The following is a 25972-nucleotide window of genomic DNA, read 5'->3' on the forward strand; positions in this document are numbered from 1 at the left end:
AATGGTGTTTCTTCGCCTTCTTAGTTCTTTCCTGCCTTTCCCGTTTGTTTTTATTGTCCTTTTTAGAACTATTCACAGTTAAATTACGCTCTAATTTTCAAGAAACTTACTTTTAAGATATGTTATTCTTCTGTTGTAAATTCAATTATATCCCAATCATCAACATCTATATCAGATAAAACAAAATCAAATCGCTCCTTATGAATCGCAAGAGATAATAAATGTGTTGGTCTAGAGAATCCAACATAAGCCATTCTAGCGGATTGCTTTACTCTTGTCTTAGCAGTTGATAATATTTGATTTCCCATTAATTGTCCTGCTAATCTTTGGGATTCATATGATTTAGCATTGGCTCCATTGCCATCTTTTTGAAAATAAGTTTCCAAGTAGAGCGTAGCTGTATGAGTTTGTCCTTTTGCAGAGTGTATAGTCCCAATCTCAATGTTTATTCCATCAGACTCAAACCTGTTTAATTGGAGTTCATTCTCAATCTCTGCTTTATTGATTTCAGATACTCCATTTATGAAGTTTGTGGATAAAGCTATAGTTTTATGAAAAACAGAAAGGAAAATAGGAATATATTCTCTAATCCAAATAATCGTTTCTTGACTTTTTCCTCTTATGCTTGAAATTGCCCATTTATAAAGGTTCAATTTCAATATCTCATATTCATTGTTTTCAAGAGTTTTAAAGAAATTAATTAATTTTCTTTTCGTGTAAACTCTATCATTTTCATCTGAGACATTTTCTAAGCGAAGAATCTTTAAAAGTGCATTTAAAATGTTCTTTCGAACAGATTCTAAAGTTTTTTTCTCCTTATCCAAATACAGGATATAGTCTTCAAGGACTTTGAAATCTATTTGTTGACCAGAACTGGCTTTTGCAAAATGAGGCCAATAATCGCACAAAGCTATTTTGTTAGCATCATCATGTTCTTTTCTCCAAGCTACTGCCATAAATTTGTAGGGTGGATTTAAGGGGATTAAATTAGAGGCTTGCAGTTCTTTTATTTTATCTGCAAATGCTGGAATCACCAACTCTCTTGTGTCATCTTGGTAAACAAAAATTATTGGTTTTATGTCAATGGATGAACCATCAGAATTAACATTTCTACCCTCAACAGGATTTGGAGTAAGGGCAAGGTTTTGCACTAAAGATGCAATTCTTGGACTTAGTCTGTGACTTCCGTTAATGTACAGCACAACGTTCCTGAGTGACCAGATATTTTCTATTTGTACAGATCCGGCATTATATATAGCTTGGTTTTTATCACCGATTCTTTGAATTATTGACGGAGCATTTTCAGCAGGTTCGAAGATATTTTCGATTAACTCGTTCTGGCAGGAATCCATGTCCTGCATCTCATCCACAAATACATATTGAAATCGTTCTAACAAAATTGATTTTACTCCCGGAACTTTTTCCAAGTAATAGTCAGCTAACTTATAAGCATACTCGTACGAAATCACCCCCGAATGGAGCACCTTTAAAATAGCTTCCTTAATACCTTGATACTTTTTGTTTGTTTTAGTCGAGAGCAATACTTCATCATCTCGAAAGAACTTTATTTTTTCATCTCTGAAATCAAAGTATAAATTTTGGACATCCTTTTTAATTAAGTCATCACAAACTTGTTTTTCTGTTCTTCCTGATTTCTTAGCTTCTGCTTTAGCCTTATTAATCAACCTTCCAAATAAATATGTTCCGGGTTTTTCAAATTTTTTATTCCAATATATTTTTGAAAACTGGAACCATAATTCTTCTTGAAATCTTTCAGATTCAATTCTGTAAAGCCTTATTTTTAAAAAATTCTGACAATATGGAATTGCTAAAAATGTGTCAACAAAACTTTGAATTGTTCCAACAAAATTGGGATAAGTGAATAGTTTAGGGCAATGATTTCCAATACGTTGTTTTATCTCATCTACCGCTACATTTGTATGTGAGATAACCAATATACCACGACCACTTTTGAGTGGCATATGTTTTTCCAGAATAACAAGTTTTGCTAATACAGCTGTGGTTTTACCGCTTCCAGGAACGGCTTGAAGGTCTATAGTATCGAGGTTTCGGATAAATAATCTTCTTTCTTTATCAAACACTTTTCCTTGAGGTAAGAGTATTTTTTCAGCGTATTCAATGTCCTCATTAGTTATGTTAATTTCCTGCAGCATATCTTATGGCTTGGATTAGATATTTGATACTGGCATCATTATCTAAATCAATGTTTATAGTTCTTTCTGCTGCTGGCTTTTGTAAGTCAACATCTATGGCATTTGCTAATCGATATGCAACTTCTGTTTTGCTTAGTTTCTTGTTCTTATCTATCAATTTAATAGCAAGTGTCTTTTCAAAATCCGTATCCCAATCCGTTCCAGAATGAATTGATTTGCACACGCTTTGAAGAGTAGCTGTTAGGCTAGTTGATTTAAATAAAGAATATTCTAGGGTCCACTTTGGTGCAGTATGATATTTTATCGATTGTTGGGATTTTGTATCGTTAGAATCAATAGCAGATTGGGTTTCTCGTTGAATTGTATCTACATCTTTTTTAATAAAATCATCATAAGCTTTTTCATATTCTTGAACATCTGAATCTGTAATTACCGCGACAGGAATATTCATGTAAGGCTCTTCTTTCCTAATGTATATCTTGGAGTAATGATCGAATCCTGTATTTCCAATATTTACTATAGAAACACCTTTTTCAGTTAAATTTACCCCTATAGCCTTTGCTATGCTGGGAATTAGTATTTCTTCTGCCCAGCCTTCTACAAGAATAACTCCTTTAGCGAAAAAGAGGTTAGCTTTCGTTGTATCAAGAAATTTTTCAAGAAACTTATAATTGTCAGGCTCTAATTTTGTGTATTCTGCTCCCATCGGGAAAGCATTATTGTCATTACAGATAATTAAATTTTCGAGCTTTAACTTTGACGCTAAATTTGGACTGTGTGTAGTTAAAATTAATTGGATATTTTTCTCTACTTGTAATGCTTCTATGATTTGCATTTGGGCTTGCGGATGCAGGTGGGCTTCTAATTCTTCTATTAGACCTAGCCTTAAACCATTCCAGTTTTTCTTTTGCAGATGGAGTAATTCAGTAGCCATGAACAATCTATTTAATGTTCCCAAACCAGGGTTTAATTCATCCTTTATTGATAACTCTAATTTCTCCAAAATGCTTTTAAGATTATTTCCTAGGACTCCAAAATTGGATTCTTTATTTTTTGAGTAAAAGGCTTTAATGAACTTATCTACCTCACTTTTCAATTCTTTGCCTTTTAGTTGTTCTCCAGAAAGCGGTACATCATCTTTATCCGTGCCGTCAAAATATTTTTCTACCTGTTTGTTGAATTCTTTGAACAAACCAACTAATAAATGATCTTGGTCTTTACCTTTAAAAGCTTCATGCCCTTGAAGAATTTGAGTTAATCTAGAGTTTTTACGTGGGATTAATTCTGATTTAGCATCACGTAATGGTTTAAGATATGTGGTTTTTAAATACTCTCTAGCTTCCGCTGTTAATTGATATCCAGTTTCATCAACTCCGGCTCTGATTTCCGTTGGATAGATATATTGATCATCTAGATTCCTTGTCGCATCATATATTAATCTTAAAAATGGTTTTGCTTCATCTCTCTCGCCAGTCCAACCTAGCCATTCAGTGAAATTCTTTGCTTCATTATCTATAAGATTTTCAAATTTTAATTCAATTCTCAAACGAGTAGAACCGACAAAGAAGTCATCCCAATCTAGTCTTAACCAATCGTAACTATGAGTTTTTAGCGTAAGTTTCATAGCATCAACTATTGCGGTCTTCCCTGAATCGTTTTCACCAATTAAGACGTTTATTCCTTCTGTGAAATTTAAATCCAAATTTGGGTTTTCTAAATCTATTACAGAATTGCTACCAAATTTTCTAAAATTCCAGAGTTTGAGATTAGATAGGTACATATTTTGTTTTTAGTGGCTAGTAAGAGTTAATTAAGTATTCTGTTTTTTGTGCATTTAGTTTACGGAATGAAGCATAAAAGTGTTCCACCCGCAACTTACCCGTTTTAAACTAATAAAAATACTTCCTTAAGGTAAATTGATTATTCGGTCATTTGACGGGGTTTTTCAGTCAGATTTTCTTGTCTAAACCCACTAATTTGGAGCGGTACCAGGGCCTACGGTAGCCTCCTTAAACCAAACTTCGGTATAGCTGCCATTGGCGTATTGTTTGGCTATGTCGCCATCATAAATGGCTGAACCTGTGCTCCAAACCATGTTATCTTCTGGGTCTTTTCCATTGGTTTGATTGTAAGCACCTTGTTTAAAATATTGTATTTCGCCTGCATAGGCATTTTTACGCTCTATGCCGTCACGGCCCAATGAGACATATAGCGTCAATATTTGCTTTGGAATAGCCGCCTTGCTTGTAAATTCTGATTGCAATAAGTTCTTTGTGAATTTTACGGTATCATGCTCGGCACTCATAAAGGTGAGGTACATGATGCCATTATACACGTTTATTTCATAGCTAAACTCTTCGCCTAATTCTATACCATCTTCGGGTTCTTCTGGGTATGTTTTTGGGCTAGAACCTACCACTGACATGTCATGCCCCCAAACAGCTGTTGAGTAATCCCATCTTTTAGCATTTTCGCCCTCTGTATTGATTTCATAATTCCAGAAAACGGAGCCTTTACTATGGCCGGGAAATTTTTTATAGAAGATTTTTAAAGGTTCGTTTTCGTTTCCTTCGTTACTATGAATTTGACCCACCACTACGGAGTAGGAGGCTGCCGCCCTAGCATCACCCGAGGTAGAAACGTGTTTTACTTTTAATGTTCCTGTCAGTTTTCCACCAGTTTCGGGTGTCCAGTGCTCTATTTGACCTAATTCTGTTCTGGTGTTGCTAGAAGTTCTGGAAGTAACACCGGCGTTAGGTGTTTTATAAACTACCCAATCAGCTTCTCCGTCATTTGCTACGTAAAAAAAGTTTGGGGCTTCATAATCTTCTACTTCGTCGGTGTGTGTACCATCTCCCAAAAGGATTTTCCATTGGTCCATAAATGGGATTACATCGCTAGGGTATACTACGGTTTCTATGGCAGACCCTTCATCGGGGTTTGAACAGCTATGGAGTACTAATGTAAGGGCAACTAAAAGAAGAGCTTGCGAAAGAGATTTGACAGTCTTTATAATCATTTAGGTTTTTTTTGTGATGAAAAATCATGTTCTCCTTTTGGGAAGATTTACTTAAAGATAAGGTAAAAATAGATGATTGAATTTTGAGGAATTCTTAAAAAAAGAAAACTTCTTAGCCAACTGTTTATTGTGACTAAGAAGCTTCTAATTATTATGTGAGGCGGGATTGGCTAATAGCTACGACGCTTTTTTAAGGACGTTTTTCATGAAAACTCTTATTTTTTCAATGATTTCGTCACCATCTTCTTCCAATGCAAAATGCCCCGTGTCAAAGATGTTGTAGTCAATGTTTTTGACATCTTTTTTAAAGGCAGCGGCACCACTTTCAGGAAAGAAAGCATCATTTTTGCCCCATACGATGAGCAGCGGTGGCTGATTTTCTCTGAGGTATTTTTGCCACGTAGGGTATAGTTTGACGTTGTTTTGATAGTCATAAAATAGGTCTAGGCTAATTTGATGAGCATTTGGCTTTGAAAGATTAACATAATCAAGGTTCCATGTGTCTGGATTTACGTTTTCAGCATTTCTGGTGCCATGCGTGTATTGCCATTTAAGAGCCTCTAAAGTAAATGTGGGCATGAGTGCCTTTTCGGTTTCTTCATTTCTATTTTCCCATAGGGCTCTAATTTCCTTCCAACCTTCGCCCAAACCTTCTTCATAGGCATTTCCGTTTTGATTTATAATGGCGGTAATTCTTTCTGGATGAGCTCTGGCTATTCTGAAACCTACTGGCGAACCATAATCTTGTATCATAATGGCGTAAGAATTAAGTCCTTTTTTGGTCAGGAAAGCGTCTATGGTTTTAGCCAAATTATCAAAAGTGTAAGCATAATTTTCAGGTAGGGGATAGTCGCTATTTCCAAAACCAGGATAGTCTGGGGCAATCAAGTGATACTCATCAGAGAGCTGATTTAAAACCTTTCGGTACTGATGCGATGAAGACGGAAAGCCATGTAGTAAAACAATGGTGGGCTTTTCTGGATTTCCAGCTTCACGGTAGGCTATGTTGATACCGTTTACTTCTAAGTTCTTGTATTTTGTGTTTTTCATGATAGCATTGGTTTGTGTTATAGATTCGTTTTTGTTTTGGCATCCTGCTAGTAAAAGGATTATTACTAGGTAGATAGGTCTTGTTTTTCTCATTTTGTTTTTATGTGCTTTGGTGAAATATTTAATTAAGAACCGAACATTCGGTAAAATACTTTGTCAAAAAATATTAGCTGTTCAAATACCTCTTTTCAATGTTTATTAAAGTGTTATCAAATACATTGGTATCATTCAGGGCTTTGGTTAAAATGAGACTTCCTTGAATTTCTATCAAAGTTTGAATGGCGTTTTTATTGGCTATTTCTGGCGTCATGTTTGCCGAAATTCCTAATTGCGTGAAAGTATCTATCCACTCGTTCAAACCTTCATTAATGCTTTCTTCAAATAAGTCTAGGCCAGTTTCCATAGAAAATGCTCTGAAAATACAAGTCTCTTTTCCGCCATTGTAAAGTGTTCTAACATGAGCTAATCCATTTTTAAGTCGAACCTCTAGGCTATCGTTTTCATTATTTAAGGCAGCCAAAATATTTTCCTCTACCCATTTAGCCATATGTTTTAAAACAGACTCCGCCATTTCTTGTTTTCCTTTCGGAAATCTATGATAGAGGCTGGCTTTTTGTAAGCCCGTAGCTTCTGCCAATTCTTTCAAACTGGCTCCTTCATAGCCTTTAGACCTGAACACTTTGCTTAAAGCTATTAATAAGTCTCGGTCTAATATTTTTTGAGGTCTCATGGTACAAATGTAAAGCAAAAATTAATTACCGAACAATTGTTAGGTAACTATTTTTTCTCAGCATACTTTTGGAGAGATTGGAAGGGGAGAGGGGTAATGGATTCGCTTAGTGATTGATTTATAATGTGTAGTAGAAGGTTTTATAGGTGGGGGTAATCTTCAAATTAGTCAAAGTATCATTTTTATGGTCTTTTTATTTTCCACTGTTATTTCTGAACCTTCGGCAAGCATTACTGAATTTGGCTTTTTAGCGTTAAGAAAATCAAATTCTCTACCGTACACTGTTCCAAAGTCCACATCGATTTTGTAGTCTTTAACTTTATATGTTTTCCATTTTGGGTGTGTTACCTCATATTCGTTTGATTTCTCTTTATTTACTTTTGCGTAGCCCCAATAATGTTCCGTAATAAATTCAGTTTCGCTACCAGAAAGAATATCAAAACATTCGCTGCTTGTGCTTACTTGAAAGCTGTTTTCTTTTCCAAATTTGGCCCATTTATATTCTACAATCCTTGTATCCTCATTTTCGCTCCATTTATGACTCATTGGCAAAGTTTCATAGTTTTCGTTATAAACAGTATTTGCTATAAAAGTCAAAGCCCTTTTTGGTACAATTTCCTTTATAAAAACAACTCCTCTTTTCCATTTGCCATTTTCAAACCTCTTCACATAAAAACGCAAATTTACTTCTTCAAAATCAATGTGGTATGGGACTTTAATGCCTAGTAATCTGGTGTTTTTAAACATAAACCCTACTAAGCTGACAAAACATTTTCCGTCCCATAAATCTAATTCCGTTCCAATAGGAACAAATTCGGTTAGGTAGTCTTTGTCAATAACATAATTTGCCATCGCAAGTTTTCTCCATTCAGCTTTTAGAAAACTCATTTACGTTCTTTTTAATGCACCCGAAATTAGTTGATTTTTAATGGATGTCAAATGTTTTGTAGGTGGCTCATGGAAATGTTTTATAATGTCAAGCCAGAGGCTTTATAACACCTCTGCTAAGCTGCAAGCTTAGCAGAGCGGGTTCATTGGCTTTGTTTCGTTTACACCTTTCGCTGCAGTATTTTACATGTTCCCAGTCTCTTTTCCATTTTTTACGCCATGTGAAAGGCCGTTTACAGGTTAGGCATATTTTGGTGGGTAGGTCTTGCTTTTTCATTCCTGAAATTGCATTCTTTTAAAATGCGACATTTAAAGTTAAGGCTGGTGCAGCTATCGCTTCGATATTTTATTATTAGAAATGGTCCGCTGTCTGGCAGATTTGAAACGGCTTATTTCATTGCATCTTTTGTGTAAGTGTTTCTTACTTACACCACTATTGACACGTTTTCTCCAGAGTTTGAACGAAGTTTCTTTTAACTCTTTTCGCATCAATTTGATTACATCGACTTCAGCAAGTCCAAACTGTACTTTAATGGCTTCAAAAGGCGTACGGTCTTCCCATGCCATTTCTATTACTCTGTCTTTGTCAATTTCTGTCATTTTACAAAAGTTTAAAAATCAAAATGACTTACGCACACACAGCGTTTCGGTTTCCTGTTTGTTGGAAATTTATTGGTAATATTTTACACCGTCTTAAGCTCGCTAAATCTTAATTTATCATTTTTCGGAATTGCTCTATTTGGCTTTGGCTACCTTGTACGTATAAAATGTCGCCTTGTTTTAAAACCTCTGTTGGCTGAATGCTTTCTAGCATTTCATTTTTTCTCTTTATGCCCAAGATATTTATGCCGTACTCAAACCTCAGGTTCAAATCGTCTAAAGGTTCGCCTAAAAACTTGTTACTATCTGCCGACATACGTAAGCAGGTAATGTTGAAGTCTGCCAAATTATTTGGTCGGTAGGTTTTAGGTCGTTTTAATTCTCCTTTAAACAGTTGGTAATTATCTGCCCTAACTTTTTCTACCAATTGCTCAATATCGCTTTCGGGCACAAGGAAATTTTGAAGAATGTGAGCAAATATTTGAATGGATGTTTCAAACTCTTCAGGAATCACTTCGTCGGCACCTAAAGCTAATAGTTCTGAGGTTTCTTTTACGTACCTCGTTCTTACCACCAAGTATAAGGAGTCAGACTGCGACCGAATGTTTTTAATGATAGTTTGTGTTCCAAAATTGTCCGAAATGGCTATTACCACTGCTCTAGCGGTTGATAGGTGCACCGCTTCCAGAATGTGGTCTTGTGTGGCATCACCAAAAATGATAGGTAAACCTTTTCGTTTTTCTCGTCTTACGGTTTCGGCGTTCATCTCTATGACTATAAAAGGGATGTTGCTAGATGCTGCGGCTTTCGCCAAATTGCTTCCATTTATTCCATATCCGATAATTACTAAATGGTTTTCAAGTTTTTCATCTACTAGTTCTTCTACATTTTTGTCTGATGTTATAGCTTTTTCTAGTCCTAGTTTCTTTGAAATGCCCATAAACCTACCGGCAATTTTCTCTGAAAAAATGATGACAAAAGGAGTCAAAATCATGGACACTATGGAAACCGAAAGGAAGTATTGGTTGGTTTGAACACTTAATAAATTATACTGAATACCCACTTTTGAGAGTATAAAAGCAAATTCACCCACTTGGAAAAGTGACAAGCCCGTTAATAGAGCTGTTCTAGCTGGATATTTTAGAATGGCCATGGCGATAGCAGCAATAGATGATTTGACAACAAACACCACCAAAACCAAAAGTAAAATGATAGGAATATTGTTCAGGAAAAAGCTCAAGTCAAGCAACATACCTACAGACACAAAAAAGAAGCTGGTAAAAAGCTCTCTAAAGGGCAAAATAATACTGGTGGCCTGATGGCTATACTCAGACTCAGAAACAATCAAACCGGCAATAAAAGCTCCTAATGCCAGCGAAAGTCCTATTTCGGAAGTTAGAAAAGCTACCGCAAAACAGAGGGTGATGGTAACCAAAAGGAAAAGCTCTTTACTATTGGTTTTAGCCACAGCATGCATCAGTTTAGGCACCACATAACGAGCACTTACATAAGTGATAGCAAGCACCACCCCAGATTTTAGCAGGAGCGAGAGAATACTCATACCGATATTGGTAGATTCGCCCGCTATCATAGGGGTGATAAGCATCATGGGAACCACAATAATATCTTGAAAAATTAGAATGGCCAATGCATTTCTAGCATGTGGTGCCGATATCTCTTGTCTGTCTTGCAGGGTTTTTAAAACAATGGCGGTACTTGATAGAGAAAAGAGGAAACCTACAAAAACAGATTCGTTCCATGAGTTTCCTAAAAAGTAATAAACAAGGCCTGCCACAGCTACAGTTAAACCTACCTGTACAAAACCTCCAATGAAAACGGTTCTTTTGATAGAGATTAACTGCTTTATGGATAATTCCATACCAATCACAAAGAGTAAAAGAATGACACCAACTTCAGATAGAATTTCTACCTGCTCTACAGCATTAATAAGGCTTAGGCCGTATGGGCCAATGACCACACCAGTAAGCAAAAAGCCTATTATAGAGGGAAGTTTGAGCCTTTGCAGCACAAAAACGATAACAACAGAAAAGCCTAAAAGGAAAAGTATATCTTGTAATAATGGAATGTGCATCAGTTGTTTTTTTGAGATTTAGAACCTTATGATATAATACGTTCTTTTACCGATAAAATAGCAAAATCATCATTTTAAAATTTACCCTTTAAACGGGATTAAAATTTAATGTTTGCCGAGGTCTTATCTGATAAACCAAATATCTTAATTTGTACTTTTCTGCAAAAGAAAAAATACAGGAAAATGGCGTAGATAACGCTGATTTAGCCTTTTTCGTAGATAATTCTAATAGATTTTTTTCTTACAATAAAAGTGGGTAGAGGTGAATTTTTCTAAGTGGCTATTTTGTGATTGTCAAAAGCCTTTTCATGCTTACTAAACTAGTAAAGGCTTTTGCCAATTGCAGTCATAATTATAAGGGAATATTGCTACTACGCAGTCTATGTTCTTACAGGAATTTTGATATATTTGGCAATCAACCACTTTATATGAAACGTAGATCTTTTTTTAGTAAAACCGCTACTGGCTTATTTGGGCTAGGAATTACTTCTAATTCTTGGGCAAATACTGCCGATAAGAAACCTTTTAAAGTTTGTGCTACTATAGACCAAAACAAAGTCTCCTTTTATTCGGAGGTGATTAATGAATCAATCAAAGTGGTTCATATAGCTGATACACATTTGTTTAAAGATGATGAGCGAGGAATTCCTTATCAAAAGTATAGCAGCAGAATGGCAAAAGCCTATAATGAAACTAGGCATTTTCAGACAGGAGAAAAGACAAATCCGGAAGAGGCTTTTGAGCAAGCATTAGCTTTTGCTAAAAAGGAAAAGGCCGATGTTATCGCATTAATAGGTGATATTTTTAGTTTTCCCTCAGAAGCGGCGATAGAATGGGTGCAATCAAAACTGAAAGCTACTGGTATTCCTTATATCTATGTGTCTGGTAATCATGATTGGCATTATGAAGGAATGGAGGGTACATTAGAGACCTTACGCGACACTTGGATTGGAAAACGATTATTACCCTTATACCAAGGGAAGAATCCTTTAATGGCTTCTCATGACATAAAAGGTGTACGATTTTTAACGATTGACAATTCTACTTATCAAATAAGTAAAGAACAATTACAGTTTTTTAGAAAACAGGTTGCCACTGGTATTCCATTGGTTCTCTTAGTACATATTCCTATGTATGCTCCTGGAAAAGGGGTTTATTTTGGTTGCGGTAATCCTAATTGGGGAGCAGCTACAGACGGTGGTTTTAACATAGAAAAACGTCCTAAGTGGCCAGAAAGCGGACATACGGAAACTACACTTAACTTTCATAAGGAAGTTTTTGAGGCCCCAAATCTACTCGGCATTTTCACAGGACACATTCATAAAAACTCCATTGAAGTTATTAAAGGGAAACCTCAAATAGTGGCAGATGATAATGCAAGTGGAGGCTATTTAGACATTGATTTTTTACCGATGAACGAAAAAGACCTAAAGCTTATCAACTAATTATAGAGGCTTTATAGTCCAGATAGAGCCATTTTTAGTGGTCAGTTTCTCTAAAGCTCCTTTTGCGGCAAGTTCATTTAGCTGTGTTTCACTATCTGCTCTTGGTGTGCCAGAAAGTTCGGAAAATTCCTTTGCTGTGAGTGAGCTGTATTTTGAGAAAAGTGTTTGCCAGTCTTTGTGGTATTCCGTTTTGGTAATTCCATCGTTTATTTTCAGAATGGCAGCTTCGTATAATGCATAAGGGTTGGTGCCGTAAACCAACTCTTTGTTACCTGCAGCGTCTATAAAAAAGATACTCGGAAAGCCTCTTACGCCTAAGTCTTTTCCTAGTTTTAAATCTTCTTCAAAAAGTGTTTTTGCCTTACCTTCAAAATCGGTTTTAAGCTGACTTACGTTTAAGCCTACCTTTTTGGCAGCAAGCTCTAAATGTTCCCATTTGGTTATATTTTTCTTTTGTAGAAATACCATTTCCCTAATTTCTCTAAGAAATAGAATAGCTTTTTCTTTATCCTGGATTTGGGCTGCTTTAAAAGCAATGGATGGAGGATAAGAGGACTCTAGATGGTCTTCTAACCACACATCTCCATCAATAGGCATGTCGTAATGGAGACTTACTTCGTCCCAGTGGTGAGCCACGTCTGATGGTTTTCCTATGCTGCCACTATTATAACTCCAGTCGGGCAGCAGGCCGCCCATTCTATAATCTATGTCAAGCTGGCTACCATATTCTAGCTTAAGTTTACGGAGTTGTGGCTCTATTCCCCAGCAGGAAGAGCAAATAGGGTCTGTATAATAAATGACCTTGATAGATTTCTCGGTAGCATTCATTTTGCTTTGCCCCGCAGTAACTAATCCTTCATCTTTTGTTTCGCAGATTCCTGTTTCTATATCGCACAGTAGCAGATTGGTTTCTTTGCTCATGATGTGTCTAGCTCGCTTTTAAAAGAAAATGAAATTTAATGCTGCTTCTTTAACACCATTCTGAAAGCAAATAATTCACTTTCGAAGCTAAAAACAGTGAAATTATTAGGCTATTTATTGATGGAATGAAATTGGTCCCACTGTAGTGTTTCAAAGCCTTCTCCTTTGTTAAAGACGTTTTTTGCCATTGCTTGTCCTAGCTCACCGACCTTAATACCACGGTATTTGCGTAAGCTTCCCATAAATAAAGGTTGTAACACTGGCCAAACTTTCAAGGTAATAGCTTGAGCTATACCGTATCGGTTAGTTGGTGTTAAAATCATGGAAGGTTGGAAAATACTTAATCGCTCAAAATTTAGTGCTTTAAGCTCTTCTACTAACTCGCCTTTGGTTCGTAAATAAAAGGAAGATGAGGTAGCACTTATGCCTACCGAAGCCAATAATTCAAAATGTTTGACACCTGCCTTTTTACATGCCCTAGCAAAATCTAAAACAGCTGTTTTATCAATTTTGATAAAGTCTTCTTTGTTTATTTTAGATGGTTCGCCCACACCTAAAGTACAAATAGCCGCGGTGTGACCAGCTAGATATTGCTCATAAGAACTGGTGTCGCTAATATCGATTTTCTGCTGTTTGACAAAGTCAGCCTCAATATTTTCAATTGGTTTTCTACCAAGTAATGTCAGCTGTGTAATGGTATTTAGCGAAAGCAATGTTTTTAATGCTTCTGTTCCCACGGCTCCACTGGCTCCCATCATGACAATGGATAGTGGCTTCGAATTTAATGTCATAGCTATTTGGTCTTGAGATTATTTAATGGTCTAGCGTACCTTGGGTGTAAGGTACGCTAGGCTTATGATACTTTATGGCAGATTAGGGAAAATATATCACGACACCTTCGTTATAGTATTACTCTTTAGTCTATACGTGAAGCTTATTGCCTTTTGTATATTAAACAGGAATGTAAATATTAAATGTGGCTCCTTTGTTTAATTGACCCTTTGCGGTGATAATACCGTGATGGTTGTCTACAATTTTCTTGACAATAGCCAGTCCAATACCAGTTCCGTCGTATTCGTCTTTACCATGTAGCCTTTGAAACACCTCAAATATTCGTTCATTATATTGCTGTTCAAAACCGATACCATTATCAGCAATACTTATGTGACAGTATTCTTTATCATCGACGAGCTGTTCAATTCCAAATTTGGCCCCTAAGGCTACTGCACAGCTAATTTTAATGTGCATTGGCTCTTCTACACGGGCAAACTTAATAGAATTGCTTATCAGGTTAATTATAAGTTGCTTAAACTGGAAAGTGATGATTTTAACCTCACAAAGGTTTATAAGCTCAAAGCTCACATTATTCTGTTCCAACTCCTCTTTTAAGGTTTCTTGGATATCTTCAATGATTTTCAGCAGGTTAACTATCTCAAATTTTCTTTCTTGAACGCTGGTTCGTGAATAGGCAAATAAGTCTTGAATCAAGTTTTGCATTCTATGAGCAGACTGCTGCATTCTAGAGAAATACTTTTTAGCATTAGCCGACAATGTCTCATATTCCGAATCTAAAATTCGAGAAGAAAAGGTTTGAATTTTTCTTAATGGCTCCTGCAAATCATGACTAGATATGTACACAAAAGATTGTAGTTCTTTATTAATACTTTCTAGGTCAATGTTCTTTTGATTTAACTCATTGGTTCGCTCTTGCACTTGACGTTCCAGTTCTGTTGTAAACATTTTTTGTTCCTGAATATCGGTGCTACTTCCTACCCACATTTTAATGAGGCCATTGGTGTCTTTTTGAGGCGTAGCCCTGCTTAGCTGCCAGCGGTATTCACCATTATGCTTACGGAACCTGTGTTCACACAGAAAATCATTTCCCGTTTTTATAGCGTTGGTCCATTGCTTTATGTTTTCATCTCGGTCATCTGGATGTACTATTTGAATCCAGCCATCTTTATTGATTTGTTCTAATGTTAAACCTGAGAAATCAAAAACAGACTGATTGAAATAATTGAGGTTACCTTCTCGGTCTGAAGTCCAGATGTGCTGTGGCATGGAGTCTGCCAGTAAACGGAATTTCTCTTCTCTTTCTAAGAGTTCTTGTTGGAAATTTCTTTCTTCTGTTACATCCCTAATGGTTCCGAGCATTCTCTCAGGCTCGTTTTTAGCATCATAAAACACTTTGCCTTTGGTTTCCATCCAGTGGATGGATTTATCTTTCCATATTACTCTTATTTCATAATGAAGGAAACCGCTGGTGAATGCCTCTTGAAAGGCCTTTTCTCTAATATCTAGGTCATCTGGATGAAGATTAGCTACTAGTTTTGCATGGGGTAAGTCATGCTCACCGGGGAAACCTAGAATTTCATGGCAACGCTCAGATAAAGTGCTTTCTTCTGTTTTAATGTTATAATCCCAAACTCCGAGTTCACTGGCGTCAATAATGATTTTAAGCTTCTCTTCATTTTCAGCAATGAGGTTTTTTGCAGTAACAGTGGCCGTTACTTCGGTGGCCACCACCATCAAACCTGTAATAACATTGTTCTCTTTTAGAGGTTGATAGACAAAATTGAAATAAGCGGTTACGGTTTCTCCATGACGTTTTAGTTTGATAGGAAATTCGTTGCCATAAAAGGCATTGCCTGTTTTATAAATATTGGCAATAATTGGTGCTATGGTCTCTTTGACCTCCGGTAACGTTTCAAAAAGCGGTTTACCCACAAACTGTTCTTTGGTCTTATCAACTAAGAGCAAATAGCTCTCATTAGCCATCTCAGTAATATTATCAGGGCCACGTAAAATGACAATACCAAGTGGTGCTTGTCGAACAGAATCACGGAATCGTTTTTCGCTTTCTTCTATTTTTTGCTGGGCTTCGTTTAGCTCTGTAACATCAGCCGCAGTATTCATTACAGCATATACTTCGCCTGAGGTATTAAATAGTGGGGTGAAATTATAATTGAAATAGTATGGTTTTAACCCTCCGTCTTTAACCAAGTCAACCCTTTGGTTAACTGCCTGAAAGGTTATTCCAGTCTTTAATACACCTCTAATTTGTTCATAGATTTTTTGATTCTCTAGTTCTGGCAGTACTTCGGAGTATAACTTACCAATCACATCATTTCCTTTGCCCCATGCATCCATAATAGATTGGTTGGCAAGAGAAATTCGCATTTCTTCGCCTTCATATACACCAATAGGGAAAGGAGCACTCTCTACCAATGTTCTAATACTCTGCTCGCTTTCTTTAATCTTGTTGTTCAGAATAGCTTGAGAAGTAACTTCTGTGGCTATAATACCAAGGCCGTCCACATTGCCGTCTAGGTTTCTTTGAGGATAAACTATGAAGTTGTAATACTTCAAAGTCATTTCGCCATTTTGCTCAATGTTTACAGGGGTTTCAATAGCTGTAAATGGGATGCCGGTTTGATAAACATTGGTAAATATTTCTTTATAACCTTGCTCTGCAAGCTCTGGCATTGCCTCAAAGTAAGGCTTGCCAATTATGTCTTTATTTTTACCCCAAATGTCAATAATGGCTTCATTAGCAATGGTAATGGTTAAATCTTCACCATATAAAATCCCAATAGCGGAAGGGGAGGAGTGAATAAGATTATGGTAGCGTTTTTCACTAATTTCTATTTCTTTTTTAGCCACCACGGCATCAGTAACATCATAGGCTATTACCGTAACTCCTGAAATGGTTTCGTCAGCTTCATAGTAAGGTTGAAAAACATAGTTTAGATAGACACTTTCTTTGTTGCCGTTTCTAACCAGTTTAGCAAGTGTTTCGTTATGAGAAACAGGTACACCCGTAGTGAGTACGCTATTCAGTAAATCAGGGAATACTTGTTCTTTTATTTCTGGTAAAATTTCTAAGAGCGGCTTTCCTTCAATATCTGGACCTTTGCCTAGCACCTCTATCATACTCTCATTAGCAAGGTGTATTACCATGTCTTTTCCTTTTAGAATTAGGAAAGCAAAGGGCGACTGCATGAGCATCAAGTTATACCTAGTTTCGCTTTCTTCCACGTTCTTTCTAGCTACCACCTGCTGAGTTACATCAAAGCCTATGGCCATGATACCGTTTATTTTTCCATCTCCATCATAAATGGCTTCGTAAGAAAAATTGATATATACGGTTTCTAACAGCCCTTTCCTATATAATTTAATAGGTTGTTCTGAAGTAGCAAATCGGTTTCCTGTTTTGGAGACACCATCTAGCATTTCTTTTATTCCCTGCGTTTTAAGCTCGGGCATTGAATCAAAAATGGATATGTTTAGTACTTGCTCCTCCGTTCTTCCCCAAAGTTCTAAGGCATATTTATTAGCAATTTCAACCTTATATTCATCTCCACGAAAAATAGAAATAGCCATAGGTGCCTGCAGTATCATGAGCCTGAGATTATTCTCGCTCACCATTATTTTTTTACGTGCTTCCACCTGCATGGTGTTTTCAAGCACCCAAACCGCAACTTTTATAACCTTCCCATTTTCATCTTTTAAAGGTGAATAAACAAAGGTTAGATATATTGATTCTTCTCTACCATGGCGTATGAGCAATACTTCTTCTTCGTTGGCATTGAAAGGCTTACCTGTTTCTATCACAGTATTAAGAGCAGTTTCATATTCTGCTCTTACTTCTGCAAATGTGTCCCAGTAAAAGTTTCCTACAATAGCATCATGAGGTTTACCAGCTATATCAATAAAGCTTTCATTTGCTATTTCACTTACTAATGTATCCGCGTCTATTACACAGATGCCCACTGGCGACTCTAGCACCATGGTTCGGAGGTGTTGCTCCGTTTCCATTTTCTTTCTGCTGGCAAGTATTTGCTCGGTGACATCCTCTAATGTTCCGTTTAAACGATAGGCAACTTTATCTTGATTAAACCAAGCTTTACCCTTGGCATGAACAATGGTTTCTTTTTTAGAAAAAGGATTTATAACACTGAATTTTTCATCGTAAAAACCACCAGATGAATATTCTAAAGCTTTTTGAATAGCTGCGGTGATTTTTTCTTTTTCTGTGTCTGCAATGGAATTAATGGCATCTGGTAGCTCAATTTGCTCTTCAGAAGGCAAACCAAACCAACTTTTCAGTCTAGTATTTGCCGTAAATTTATTGGTGAGCGGGTTGTAATCAAATATTCCTAATTGAGCAGATTCTATAACAAACTCTAACTCATTTTTACTTTCATTGTGTTCTTCTTCCGCTTTTCTCTTGTTAGTAGTTTCGATAACGGTTACCAATACACCACCAACCTCACCACTTTCCGTTTTTATAGGGCTATACGCCAAATCGAAGTAACATGTTTCTAGATATCCGTTTCGGTCTAGTTGAAGTTTAAAGTCTCTATGAGCAATGGCTTCCCCGTTCATTACCTTTTCAAACATGCCATCAATAATGTGCCATACCTCTGAAAAAGTCTCTCTAGTGCTTAAACCTAAGGCTTTAGGGTGCTTTGTGTTTCCTAGAATAGGACCGCATGCGTCATTATAAATTTGAGTATACTCTTTTCCCCAAGCTATATATATTCCAAATGGGTTCTCTAGCACTACTGGTATAAGCGAGTGTAAGCTTTGGGGCCATGTTTTTGGCTCCCCTAGTGGAGTTTTACTCCAATCTTTGGCTCTAATGAGCTCGCCCATTTTTCCACCACCTTGTAAAAAGCTATGTTTGGTGTTCATAAATTTAAGGTTGTATTACAAATTTATCGCTGGAAGGCTGCTGCAAGTTGCTAACACTAATTAATACAAGGGCTTCGTTAATTACCTTTTTTAAGACATTAAAAGCCCCAGGTTTTTTGATATAAAAGTGAGTTCCTAGTTCATAGAGCGTGTTTACCACATCTTTGTCTAAGGAAGTAGAAGAGACAATGATTGGAATGTTTTTCAGTTTGTCTATTGCCTTCATTTCGGTTATGCATTCCATTCCTGATTTTTTAGGCATATTCAGGTCAAGAAAAATAACGTCGGGATAACTTTCTGATTCTGCAGCTAAGAAATTCATTAGCTGAACGCCATCATTCAAAATAGTGAGCGATGACAGTGGTGATATTTCATTTAGAGCATCAGTGAAAAATTCACAATCGTCTTCATCGTCATCGGCTAGTAAAATATTGAGCTTTGTCGTATTCATTAATCAAAGTGAAATAATCGGCAAATTAAAGTAGATTCTAGGTTTAGGTAACAATTTATATTTAGGCTTTTTTAACCCAAGCTTTCAAAATTCTACTAAAAATAATGAAAGAAATCTCTAATTCTAGAATCATGGTAAATACAAAAGACACATTACTCTTAATAATAGTTAAGTGTAATGTGTCTTTTATTAAGCTCTGAATGTTGAGTTATTCTTAGTTTAGTTAAATGCAGCTACTCTCTAGCTGCTTTAAATTCACTTCCATCATACCATTTCGGGAAATAATCTTTATTTCCTAGTTTCAGTCCTACGTTAAAGAATAATTGTAAGTCTTGCTGTACACCACTTAATTCTGTGGTTTCAGCATTGTATTCATCGGAAGGTTGATGATACTTATTCTTAATGTAATCATCTTTAAACTTTTTAATGTCTTCAATACTGACATCAAAACCTTCATACGAACCACTTGCGTACAATGCAGGGATACCAATTTTGGCAAAGTTGAAATGGTCTGACCTAAAGAAATAACCTTTCTCAGCATCTGGGTCTGGAATTATGTATCGGTTTTGTTTTAATGCGGCTTCCTCGGCATATTCGTCCATTTCAGATTGACCATAACCTGTTATGGTGAGGTCTTTCATTTTTCCTGGACTGGCTAAAGCATCCACATTTATGTTGGCTATCGTTTTTTTAGGATTGAAAATTGGATTCTCAGCGTAATAAGCGGAACCTAATAAACCTTGCTCTTCTCCTGTAACTGCTAATAAAACTATGGAGCGTTTGGTGGCATTAGTTTTCTTAAAAGCCTCTGCTATGGCTAATAAACCTGCTACGCCCGATGCGTTATCTATGGCTCCATTATAAATAGAATCACCATCAATGGCTTTACCTACACCAAAGTGGTCCCAGTGTGCAGAGTAAATGATATACTCGTCTTTTCTTTCTGTACCAGGAATTAAGGCAACTACGTTTTTGGAAACATCCTTTTTGATTTTGTTCTCTATGCTTACAGACACATTTAAGTCTAAAGGAATAGGGCTGAAGTCCTTGTTATGGGCAAGTGTTTTATAATCTTGACCTTTCATGGCTGATGCATCAAAGAGTTTTGTTGTGCTTTCTGCACTTATCCAAGATTCAACATCCAAAAGCGGTAAGTCGCTCTCTATAATTAATTTAGCACCACTCCATCCAGATTCTACTACGTTCCAACCATAAGAGGCTGGCTCGGTATCGTGAATGATGATGAGACCCGCTGCACCTTGTCTTGCAGCTTCTTCGTATTTATAGGTCCATCTGCCATAATAAGTCATTTCGTTTCCTTTGAACAAAGTGGAATCATCTGATTTAAAGCCTGGGTCATTAATTAGAACAACAGCTGTTTTACCTTTCCAATCTATGCCTTCGTAATCATTCCAACCGTATTCAGGAGCTACAATGCCGTAACCGGCAAAAACAAGTTCTGAGTTTTCAAGACTGACATTAGTAACCGCCTTACTAGTAGTAGCCACAAAATCTTTTAGATGGCCTAAATTAAAACTTCCATTTTTGCCAGATATGACCATGTTTTTTGAGGGCATTCCATCAATTTCTACCATGGGCACCTCTTGGAAGAAGCTATCACCATTTCCCGGTAAAACGCCAAGTTTCTCAAATTCCTCTTTCAAATAATTGACCGTTTTTACCTCTCCTTCGGTAAATGGTTTTCTTCCCAAAAACTCATCGGAGGCTAGCCGCTCAATATGATTGCCAATAGTAGTTTGGTTAACTTCAACTTCTGTGGTAGCGTCATTTTGACAGCTTATAAAAAGAGTAAGGCCTAATAAGGGTAGATAGTTTTTCATGGAGGATAGTTTTAAGGTTATTGTCAATATATTATTACAAAGCTAATTAAGGCTTTCACATAGGGAAGGATTATTCTAAATGTTTTATCAAATTGGGGGGACTTATGCGTTATTTTAGAATCGTTATAGTTAGTTTGACTTCTTGCTAGAAGTTTTTATTTTGAACATAAACTTTTTGTATTTCGCTTAGGTAAGTTCAAGCTCCTTTGCTGAGACTGGATAGTTTATTTTAAACAAAGCAATATGGCGTTAGGTTAAAACTAGTCTAAGTAATAATTAATGAGATTTACCTTTTTAGTAAACTACTGGAAATTAGTTGACTAGGGCTGATGGGTTTGTTTTTATCTAAGCTTCCTGAACTCTTACATTTTTTTTAGAACCTACATGTGATATATTTGTTGGAAGCCAAACGCCTTGAAAATGTCTAATGCTTTCAAAGAGAAAAAACTCTTTTTTAAAAATACAGATAAAGCGGATATTAAAAAGGTGCTGCGTACCCTATGCTACTTTGATTTATTTAATTATCCACTTACAGCTAAAGAAATCTTTGAAAGATGTGATATTGCCTCAATTAATTTGGTAGAAGAGATTTTAAATGATTTGGTTCGAAGTAATAAAGTATTTCATCTCGGAATGAAATACTATTCTTTGAATAAAGATATTTCATTAGTGGAGCGTAGGTTAAAAGGGAACCAGTTATGCGAAGTTTACTTGAGGAAGGCACAAAAGATAACATCTTTTATATGTAAGTTTCCTTATGTGCGTTCTGTGATGATTTCGGGCTCTTTGTCTAAAAATTATATGGATGACAAAAGTGATATTGATTATTTTATTATCACTGCTCCCAATCGGCTTTGGATTGCTCGTTTATGTTTCTTTTTAACACAAAAAATAGTCTACTTGAATAATACTAAATTCTTGTGCTTCAATTATATGATTGATACGGATGCACTAGAACTGACGGACAAAAGTATTTTTACTGCTACTGAAATTGCTACGGTTATACCCACTTATGGAGGAGAATTCTATCAAAACTTTATGGTAAAAAATGAATGGATTCGAAAACAATACCCAAATTATCCTACCCACGATATTTCTAATTTGAAAATTTCTAATAGTCGGATTAAAAAAGTTTTAGAAAAGTGTCTAGATAACAGTTTAGGAGATTGGTTAGATGTTTTTTTAATGAAGAAAACGGAAAAACGTTGGAGAAAGATTCATAAACCGGAAATGTTTGGAATACAGGGAGAAAATTTAGTAATAAATAGACACATAGCTAAAGCTCATTTTGGTGGCAATTACCAAAGAATATTAAACCATTATCAACAAAAAATATCAGATTTAGAAAAGACGATATGGAATTAATTTAAATGATTAACCACTCCATTTAAACATGAAACCTCAAAAAATCCTTATATCGAACGCATATTTCTATCGTTTTGATGAAAAACAGTGGAAAACACAAAAACCTTATCCGCCTTATGGAACAATTTTGGCGGCCGCTTTACTTCGTCAAAAGGGATACGAGGTGGTTCTCTTTGATAGTAACTTGAGGCATTCGCCTAAGGAAATTCAGTCATATCTTACAGATTTTCAGCCGGATTACTTCGTGATTTTTGACGATAATTTTAACTATTTGAGTAAAATGTGTCTCAATGTAATGCGAGAAGCTTGTTTTGAGTTAATACGCTTAGGTAAAAAGGCGGGTTGTAAGGTTTTAGTAAATTCTGCGGATGCCACAGACCATTCTGAAAAATATCTGGAAGAAGGTGCAAATATTGTGCTTTTAGGCGAAGCAGAAAACGCCTTGATGGAATTATTTAATGTGGATTTTGAATCTATTGAAAATATAAAAGGTATTACTTTTTTGAATGATAAAAAGGTAATAAAAACGAATCCAAGAAGTCAGTTTATTGACCTTGACACCCTACCCATGCCTGCTTGGGATTTAATAGATTTAGCGGAATATCGGACTGTTTGGGAAGATGCCCATGGTTACTTTTCTTTAAATATAGCTACCACAAGGGGCTGCCCTTTTAAATGTAATTGGTGTGCGAAACCCATTTATGGGAATCGTTATAATGTACGTTCTCCTAAATTGGTGGTTGAGGAATTAAAGTTTTTAATGCAAAATGAGAGTGTAGAACATTTTTGGGTCTGCGATGATATTTTTGGTTTGAAACCTGACTGGCCCAAAGAGTTTAAAGAATTATTGCAAAGGGAAAATTTAAAACCTCGTTTAAAAATTCAGTCTCGTGCCGATTTGCTATTAAAAGAAAGTACTATTGATGATTTGGTAGCGTCTGGCTTAGCTGAGGTTTGGATTGGTGCAGAAAGTGGCTCACAAAGTATTTTGGATGCCATGGACAAAGGAACTACTATTGAGGAAATAGAGAAATCAACACAACTATTGAAAGAGAAAGGCGTGAAAGTTGCTTTTTTCTTGCAATATGGCTATTTAGGGGAAACATGGCAGGATATAGAAAAGACTTTGAAGATGGTTAAAAAGTTAATGCCAGACGATATTGGCATTTCTGTTTCGTATCCATTACCTGGCACAGTATTTCATGAAAAAGTTAAGAATCAATTGGTAGTAAAGCAAAATTGGCAAGATTCAAATGATTTAGACATGATGTACGAATCGACTTATTCATCTTCTTTTTATAGGCAGTTACATACGCACACGCACAACGTCTACAGAAAAGAAAAACTAAAGAATAATCTATCAATAACATCAGCTTTAAAATTTCCAATAGTTTGGGTAAAAGAGAAAATGAGTGGTAAAAAACTTAAAAATCTGGCGAAGGTTTGAAAAATGCTTTTGACCATATAGCTCCTGAGTACGACGAAAGTTTTACGTATACAGCTGTAGGAATGGCTCAACGTAAACTTGTTTGGGACTATCTTGAAAAAGTATTAGATGAGAAAAAAGAAGTATCTGTATTAGAGTTGAACTGTGGAACAGGCGAAGATGCAATTTGGTTGGCTAAAAAAGGATGTAGTGTTTTGGCTACAGATATTTCTAAAGAAATGGTCAATGAAGTGGGGCGTAAATCTTTGAAATATGGTTTGGGTGATAACATGAAATCTCAAATTGTTGATATTAAGATGATTGATGGTGTGCTGAATGAGCGGAAGTTTGATTTTATTTTTTCAAATTTCGGCGGCTTAAATTGTTTAAGTCCTCAAGAATTAGGTGTTTTTTTTTACGAAAAAATGCCAAACTTATTAAAACAAGAAGGTAAGTTTATTGGAGTAATTATGCCGCGATTTTGTGTCTGGGAAAGCTTTTATTTTGTATTGAAATTTCAATTTAAAAAAGCGTTTCGAAGGTTATCTAAAACGCCACTTAAAGCTAATTTGGGCAAGGGAGCAAGTGTCAAAACTTGGTATTTTTCACCTAAAGGTATAGAAAATATGCTTCCAGAAAACCTAATTATTAGTCACAAACAAGCGGTTGGTTTTTTCATACCACCATCATATTTAAATAGAGTTTTTGAAAAAAGAAAGCCAGTTTTAAATCTTTTAGGGAAGTTAGAAAGCTGGGCAATACGAATTCCGTTCTTATCCAAAATGTCGGACCATTTTTTAATTCAAATAAAACAGAAATGACCATGAATCTTGCACAATCGGCCTCGTCCGGATTTAGAACATCGGCCGCTTCTGGACTTATTTTAACACATGCCTATTTCCTTTCTGATGATATAAAAGAGCAGCAAATTATGAAACCCTACCCACCGTTAGGGATTCTGTATTTGTCGGGTTATCTTAAAGAGAAGGATATGGAGCATGAAGTTTTTGACACTACTTTTTCTACAAAGGCTTTATTTTATAAACATTTACTTGAACGTAAACCAGCTGTTTTGGCCATTTATATCAATTTGATGACCAAATTAAACGTTTTGGAAATGATAAAGTTTGTGAAAAATCATGAAGAATTAAGTCATACTAAAGTTGTATTAGGTGGTCCTGATGTAAAATATAATGCTGAGAATTTATTAAACTTTGGTGCTGATTTTCTAGTGATAGGAGAAGGGGAAGAAACATTTTATGAAGTATATAAATCCTGCAAAATTAGCAATGACGGCTCTCCAGAAAAAGAGTTTTCCGAAATTGCTGGATTAGCATACAAAGATGGGAAGGGCGAAATTGTTATCAATCCAGACCGCCCTTTGCGTAAAGATTTAGACGATTTGCCACTACCTAACCGGGCGGCTATTGATTTGAATTTATATCTAAATGCTTGGAAAAAACATCATGGAGAAAGCTCTATGACACTTAGCACTATGCGAGGTTGCCCTTATACTTGTCACTGGTGTAGCCGTGGCGTATATGGTTTAAGTTATAGGAGACGCTCGCCAAAAAAAGTGGTGGAGGAGATAAAAGAAATACAGAGTCAATACCAAACGGACAACTTTTGGTTTGTGGATGATGTCTTTACTATAAGCCATCGATGGCTTGAAGGATTTTGTGAGGAACTGGTTAAACAGCAAGTTAATATAAGTTACGAGTGCATTAGCCGTGCTGACCGTATGAATGAAAAGGTGATAGATTTACTTAAAAAATCAGGTTGCTTTCGAGTTTGGATTGGTGCAGAAAGTGGTTCTCAAAAGATAATAGATTTGATGGACAGGCGTGTGAAAGTTGAAAAAGTACAGGAAATGATTCAATTGAGCCAAAAAGCAGGTATTCAGGCAGGTACTTTTATTATGTTGGGCTACCCTAATGAAACAGAGGAAGACATTAAAAACACCTTAAATCATCTTAAAGAAGCTAACCCTGACCAGTTTACCATTACTTTAACTTACCCTATTAAAGGAACCGAATTATATGAAGAGGTGGAAGCTCATAGTACCATAAATGATTTAGACTGGTCTACAACCACTGATAGAGATATTGATTTTAAAAGGACTTATTCTAAGAAATATTACAATCACGCCGTACACTGGGTAGTTAATGAAATGGCTTATTTCCAACGGAAAGAAAATTCAATAAGTAGTTTAAAATTAAAATTAAAATCAATGAAAGCCCGAGCGGGAATGATGATTGAAAAAGGCTAATCTT

Annotated in this window: 19 protein-coding genes; 5 read left to right on the plus strand and 14 right to left on the minus strand. The window is 36.1% G+C overall.

Features of this window, described 5'->3' with window-relative positions; all coding sequences use genetic code 11:
- Window positions 1–122 precede the first annotated feature (122 nt).
- The 9 genes from AC0L6O_RS11015 to AC0L6O_RS11055 form a co-directional block, all read right to left on the minus strand.
- A complete protein-coding gene (locus tag AC0L6O_RS11015) occupies window positions 123–2174 on the minus strand; it encodes a UvrD-helicase domain-containing protein (RefSeq protein ID WP_473302349.1) in 2052 nt (683 codons plus the stop codon).
- Entirely contained in the window at window positions 2158–3954 is a 1797-nt protein-coding gene (locus AC0L6O_RS11020; RefSeq protein ID WP_473302350.1) for an ATP-dependent nuclease, read from the minus strand. The genes AC0L6O_RS11015 and AC0L6O_RS11020 overlap by 17 nt, the downstream gene beginning before the upstream one ends.
- Before the next feature lie 192 nt (window positions 3955–4146).
- On the minus strand, window positions 4147–5193 hold the full coding sequence (locus tag AC0L6O_RS11025; protein WP_473302352.1) for a polysaccharide lyase family 7 protein: 1047 nt from the start codon (window positions 5191–5193) through the stop codon (window positions 4147–4149).
- A 177-nt stretch (window positions 5194–5370) separates the two neighbouring features.
- Window positions 5371–6336, minus strand: a complete 966-nt coding sequence (locus tag AC0L6O_RS11030; protein WP_473302354.1) for an alpha/beta fold hydrolase — start codon at window positions 6334–6336, stop codon at window positions 5371–5373.
- A 73-nt stretch (window positions 6337–6409) separates the two neighbouring features.
- Window positions 6410–6973: a TetR/AcrR family transcriptional regulator gene (locus AC0L6O_RS11035; protein ID WP_473302356.1), complete on the minus strand. Its 564-nt coding sequence runs from the start codon at window positions 6971–6973 to the stop codon at window positions 6410–6412.
- Window positions 6974–7141: 168 nt separating this feature from the next.
- On the minus strand, window positions 7142–7861 hold the full coding sequence (locus AC0L6O_RS11040; protein ID WP_473302358.1) for a YqjF family protein: 720 nt from the start codon (window positions 7859–7861) through the stop codon (window positions 7142–7144).
- A gap of 88 nt (window positions 7862–7949) precedes the next feature.
- Window positions 7950–8138 carry a DUF2256 domain-containing protein gene (locus AC0L6O_RS11045; RefSeq protein WP_473302359.1) on the minus strand — a complete coding sequence of 63 codons (189 nt, stop codon included), beginning with the start codon at window positions 8136–8138 and terminating at the stop codon, window positions 7950–7952.
- A 53-nt stretch (window positions 8139–8191) separates the two neighbouring features.
- Window positions 8192–8461, minus strand: coding sequence for a TIGR03643 family protein (locus tag AC0L6O_RS11050; RefSeq protein WP_473302361.1), 270 nt, complete (start codon window positions 8459–8461; stop codon window positions 8192–8194).
- 109 nt (window positions 8462–8570) lie between these two features.
- A complete protein-coding gene (locus tag AC0L6O_RS11055; RefSeq protein ID WP_473302363.1) occupies window positions 8571–10553 on the minus strand; it encodes a monovalent cation:proton antiporter family protein in 1983 nt (660 codons plus the stop codon).
- A gap of 428 nt (window positions 10554–10981) precedes the next feature.
- On the opposite strand from AC0L6O_RS11055, the gene AC0L6O_RS11060 reads away from it, so the two are divergent.
- Window positions 10982–11998 (plus strand): metallophosphoesterase family protein, encoded by a 1017-nt coding sequence (locus tag AC0L6O_RS11060; protein ID WP_473302365.1) that lies wholly within the window; start codon window positions 10982–10984, stop codon window positions 11996–11998.
- On the opposite strand, the gene AC0L6O_RS11065 is transcribed toward AC0L6O_RS11060, so the two are convergent.
- The 5 genes from AC0L6O_RS11065 to AC0L6O_RS11085 all read right to left on the minus strand — a co-directional run bounded on the left by AC0L6O_RS11065 (window position 11999) and on the right by AC0L6O_RS11085 (window position 20908).
- The gene (locus AC0L6O_RS11065; RefSeq protein WP_473302367.1) at window positions 11999–12919 is read right to left on the minus strand and encodes a ClpXP adapter SpxH family protein; all 921 of its coding nucleotides are present in this window, start codon (window positions 12917–12919) and stop codon (window positions 11999–12001) included.
- A gap of 110 nt (window positions 12920–13029) precedes the next feature.
- Window positions 13030–13710 carry an NAD(P)H-binding protein gene (locus AC0L6O_RS11070; protein WP_473302368.1) on the minus strand — a complete coding sequence of 227 codons (681 nt, stop codon included), beginning with the start codon at window positions 13708–13710 and terminating at the stop codon, window positions 13030–13032.
- 160 nt (window positions 13711–13870) lie between these two features.
- Window positions 13871–18616: a PAS domain-containing protein gene (locus tag AC0L6O_RS11075; protein WP_473302369.1), complete on the minus strand. Its 4746-nt coding sequence runs from the start codon at window positions 18614–18616 to the stop codon at window positions 13871–13873.
- A 4-nt stretch (window positions 18617–18620) separates the two neighbouring features.
- Complete coding sequence (locus AC0L6O_RS11080; RefSeq protein ID WP_473302371.1) at window positions 18621–19067, minus strand: response regulator; 447 nt, start codon at window positions 19065–19067, stop codon at window positions 18621–18623.
- A 233-nt stretch (window positions 19068–19300) separates the two neighbouring features.
- A complete protein-coding gene (locus tag AC0L6O_RS11085; protein ID WP_473302372.1) occupies window positions 19301–20908 on the minus strand; it encodes a M28 family peptidase in 1608 nt (535 codons plus the stop codon).
- A gap of 420 nt (window positions 20909–21328) precedes the next feature.
- Here AC0L6O_RS11085 and AC0L6O_RS11090 point away from each other — a divergent pair, with 420 nt between their 5' ends.
- Genes AC0L6O_RS11090 through AC0L6O_RS11105 form a run of 4 tightly spaced genes read left to right on the plus strand, consistent with a single transcriptional unit; the run spans window position 21329 to window position 25968 of the window.
- Entirely contained in the window at window positions 21329–22273 is a 945-nt protein-coding gene (locus AC0L6O_RS11090) for a hypothetical protein (protein ID WP_473302373.1), read from the plus strand.
- 28 nt (window positions 22274–22301) lie between these two features.
- Window positions 22302–23720 (plus strand): B12-binding domain-containing radical SAM protein, encoded by a 1419-nt coding sequence (locus AC0L6O_RS11095; protein WP_473302375.1) that lies wholly within the window; start codon window positions 22302–22304, stop codon window positions 23718–23720.
- Window positions 23717–24520: a methyltransferase domain-containing protein gene (locus AC0L6O_RS11100; protein ID WP_473302377.1), complete on the plus strand. Its 804-nt coding sequence runs from the start codon at window positions 23717–23719 to the stop codon at window positions 24518–24520. Before AC0L6O_RS11095 ends, AC0L6O_RS11100 begins: the two co-directional genes overlap by 4 nt.
- Window positions 24517–25968: a B12-binding domain-containing radical SAM protein gene (locus AC0L6O_RS11105; protein WP_473302378.1), complete on the plus strand. Its 1452-nt coding sequence runs from the start codon at window positions 24517–24519 to the stop codon at window positions 25966–25968. Before AC0L6O_RS11100 ends, AC0L6O_RS11105 begins: the two co-directional genes overlap by 4 nt.
- Window positions 25969–25972: the final 4 nt, after the last annotated feature.

The organism is Arcticibacterium sp. GJ41-1 (genome assembly GCF_055808875.1).

Bases quoted from the DNA above. Each gene is read 5' to 3' on its own strand.
- AC0L6O_RS11015 (WP_473302349.1), bottom strand. From the start codon at position 2,174: ATGCTGCAGGAAATTAACATAACTAATGAGGACATTGAATACGCTGAA.
- AC0L6O_RS11020 (WP_473302350.1), bottom strand. From the start codon at position 3,954: ATGTACCTATCTAATCTCAAACTCTGGAATTTTAGAAAATTTGGTAGC.
- AC0L6O_RS11025 (WP_473302352.1), bottom strand. From the start codon at position 5,193: ATGATTATAAAGACTGTCAAATCTCTTTCGCAAGCTCTTCTTTTAGTT.
- AC0L6O_RS11030 (WP_473302354.1), bottom strand. From the start codon at position 6,336: ATGAGAAAAACAAGACCTATCTACCTAGTAATAATCCTTTTACTAGCA.
- AC0L6O_RS11035 (WP_473302356.1), bottom strand. From the start codon at position 6,973: ATGAGACCTCAAAAAATATTAGACCGAGACTTATTAATAGCTTTAAGC.
- AC0L6O_RS11040 (WP_473302358.1), bottom strand. From the start codon at position 7,861: ATGAGTTTTCTAAAAGCTGAATGGAGAAAACTTGCGATGGCAAATTAT.
- AC0L6O_RS11045 (WP_473302359.1), bottom strand. From the start codon at position 8,138: ATGAAAAAGCAAGACCTACCCACCAAAATATGCCTAACCTGTAAACGG.
- AC0L6O_RS11050 (WP_473302361.1), bottom strand. From the start codon at position 8,461: ATGACAGAAATTGACAAAGACAGAGTAATAGAAATGGCATGGGAAGAC.
- AC0L6O_RS11055 (WP_473302363.1), bottom strand. From the start codon at position 10,553: ATGCACATTCCATTATTACAAGATATACTTTTCCTTTTAGGCTTTTCT.
- AC0L6O_RS11060 (WP_473302365.1), top strand. From the start codon at position 10,982: ATGAAACGTAGATCTTTTTTTAGTAAAACCGCTACTGGCTTATTTGGG.
- AC0L6O_RS11065 (WP_473302367.1), bottom strand. From the start codon at position 12,919: ATGAGCAAAGAAACCAATCTGCTACTGTGCGATATAGAAACAGGAATC.
- AC0L6O_RS11070 (WP_473302368.1), bottom strand. From the start codon at position 13,710: ATGACATTAAATTCGAAGCCACTATCCATTGTCATGATGGGAGCCAGT.
- AC0L6O_RS11075 (WP_473302369.1), bottom strand. From the start codon at position 18,616: ATGAACACCAAACATAGCTTTTTACAAGGTGGTGGAAAAATGGGCGAG.
- AC0L6O_RS11080 (WP_473302371.1), bottom strand. From the start codon at position 19,067: ATGAATACGACAAAGCTCAATATTTTACTAGCCGATGACGATGAAGAC.
- AC0L6O_RS11085 (WP_473302372.1), bottom strand. From the start codon at position 20,908: ATGAAAAACTATCTACCCTTATTAGGCCTTACTCTTTTTATAAGCTGT.
- AC0L6O_RS11090 (WP_473302373.1), top strand. From the start codon at position 21,329: ATGTCTAATGCTTTCAAAGAGAAAAAACTCTTTTTTAAAAATACAGAT.
- AC0L6O_RS11095 (WP_473302375.1), top strand. From the start codon at position 22,302: ATGAAACCTCAAAAAATCCTTATATCGAACGCATATTTCTATCGTTTT.
- AC0L6O_RS11105 (WP_473302378.1), top strand. From the start codon at position 24,517: ATGACCATGAATCTTGCACAATCGGCCTCGTCCGGATTTAGAACATCG.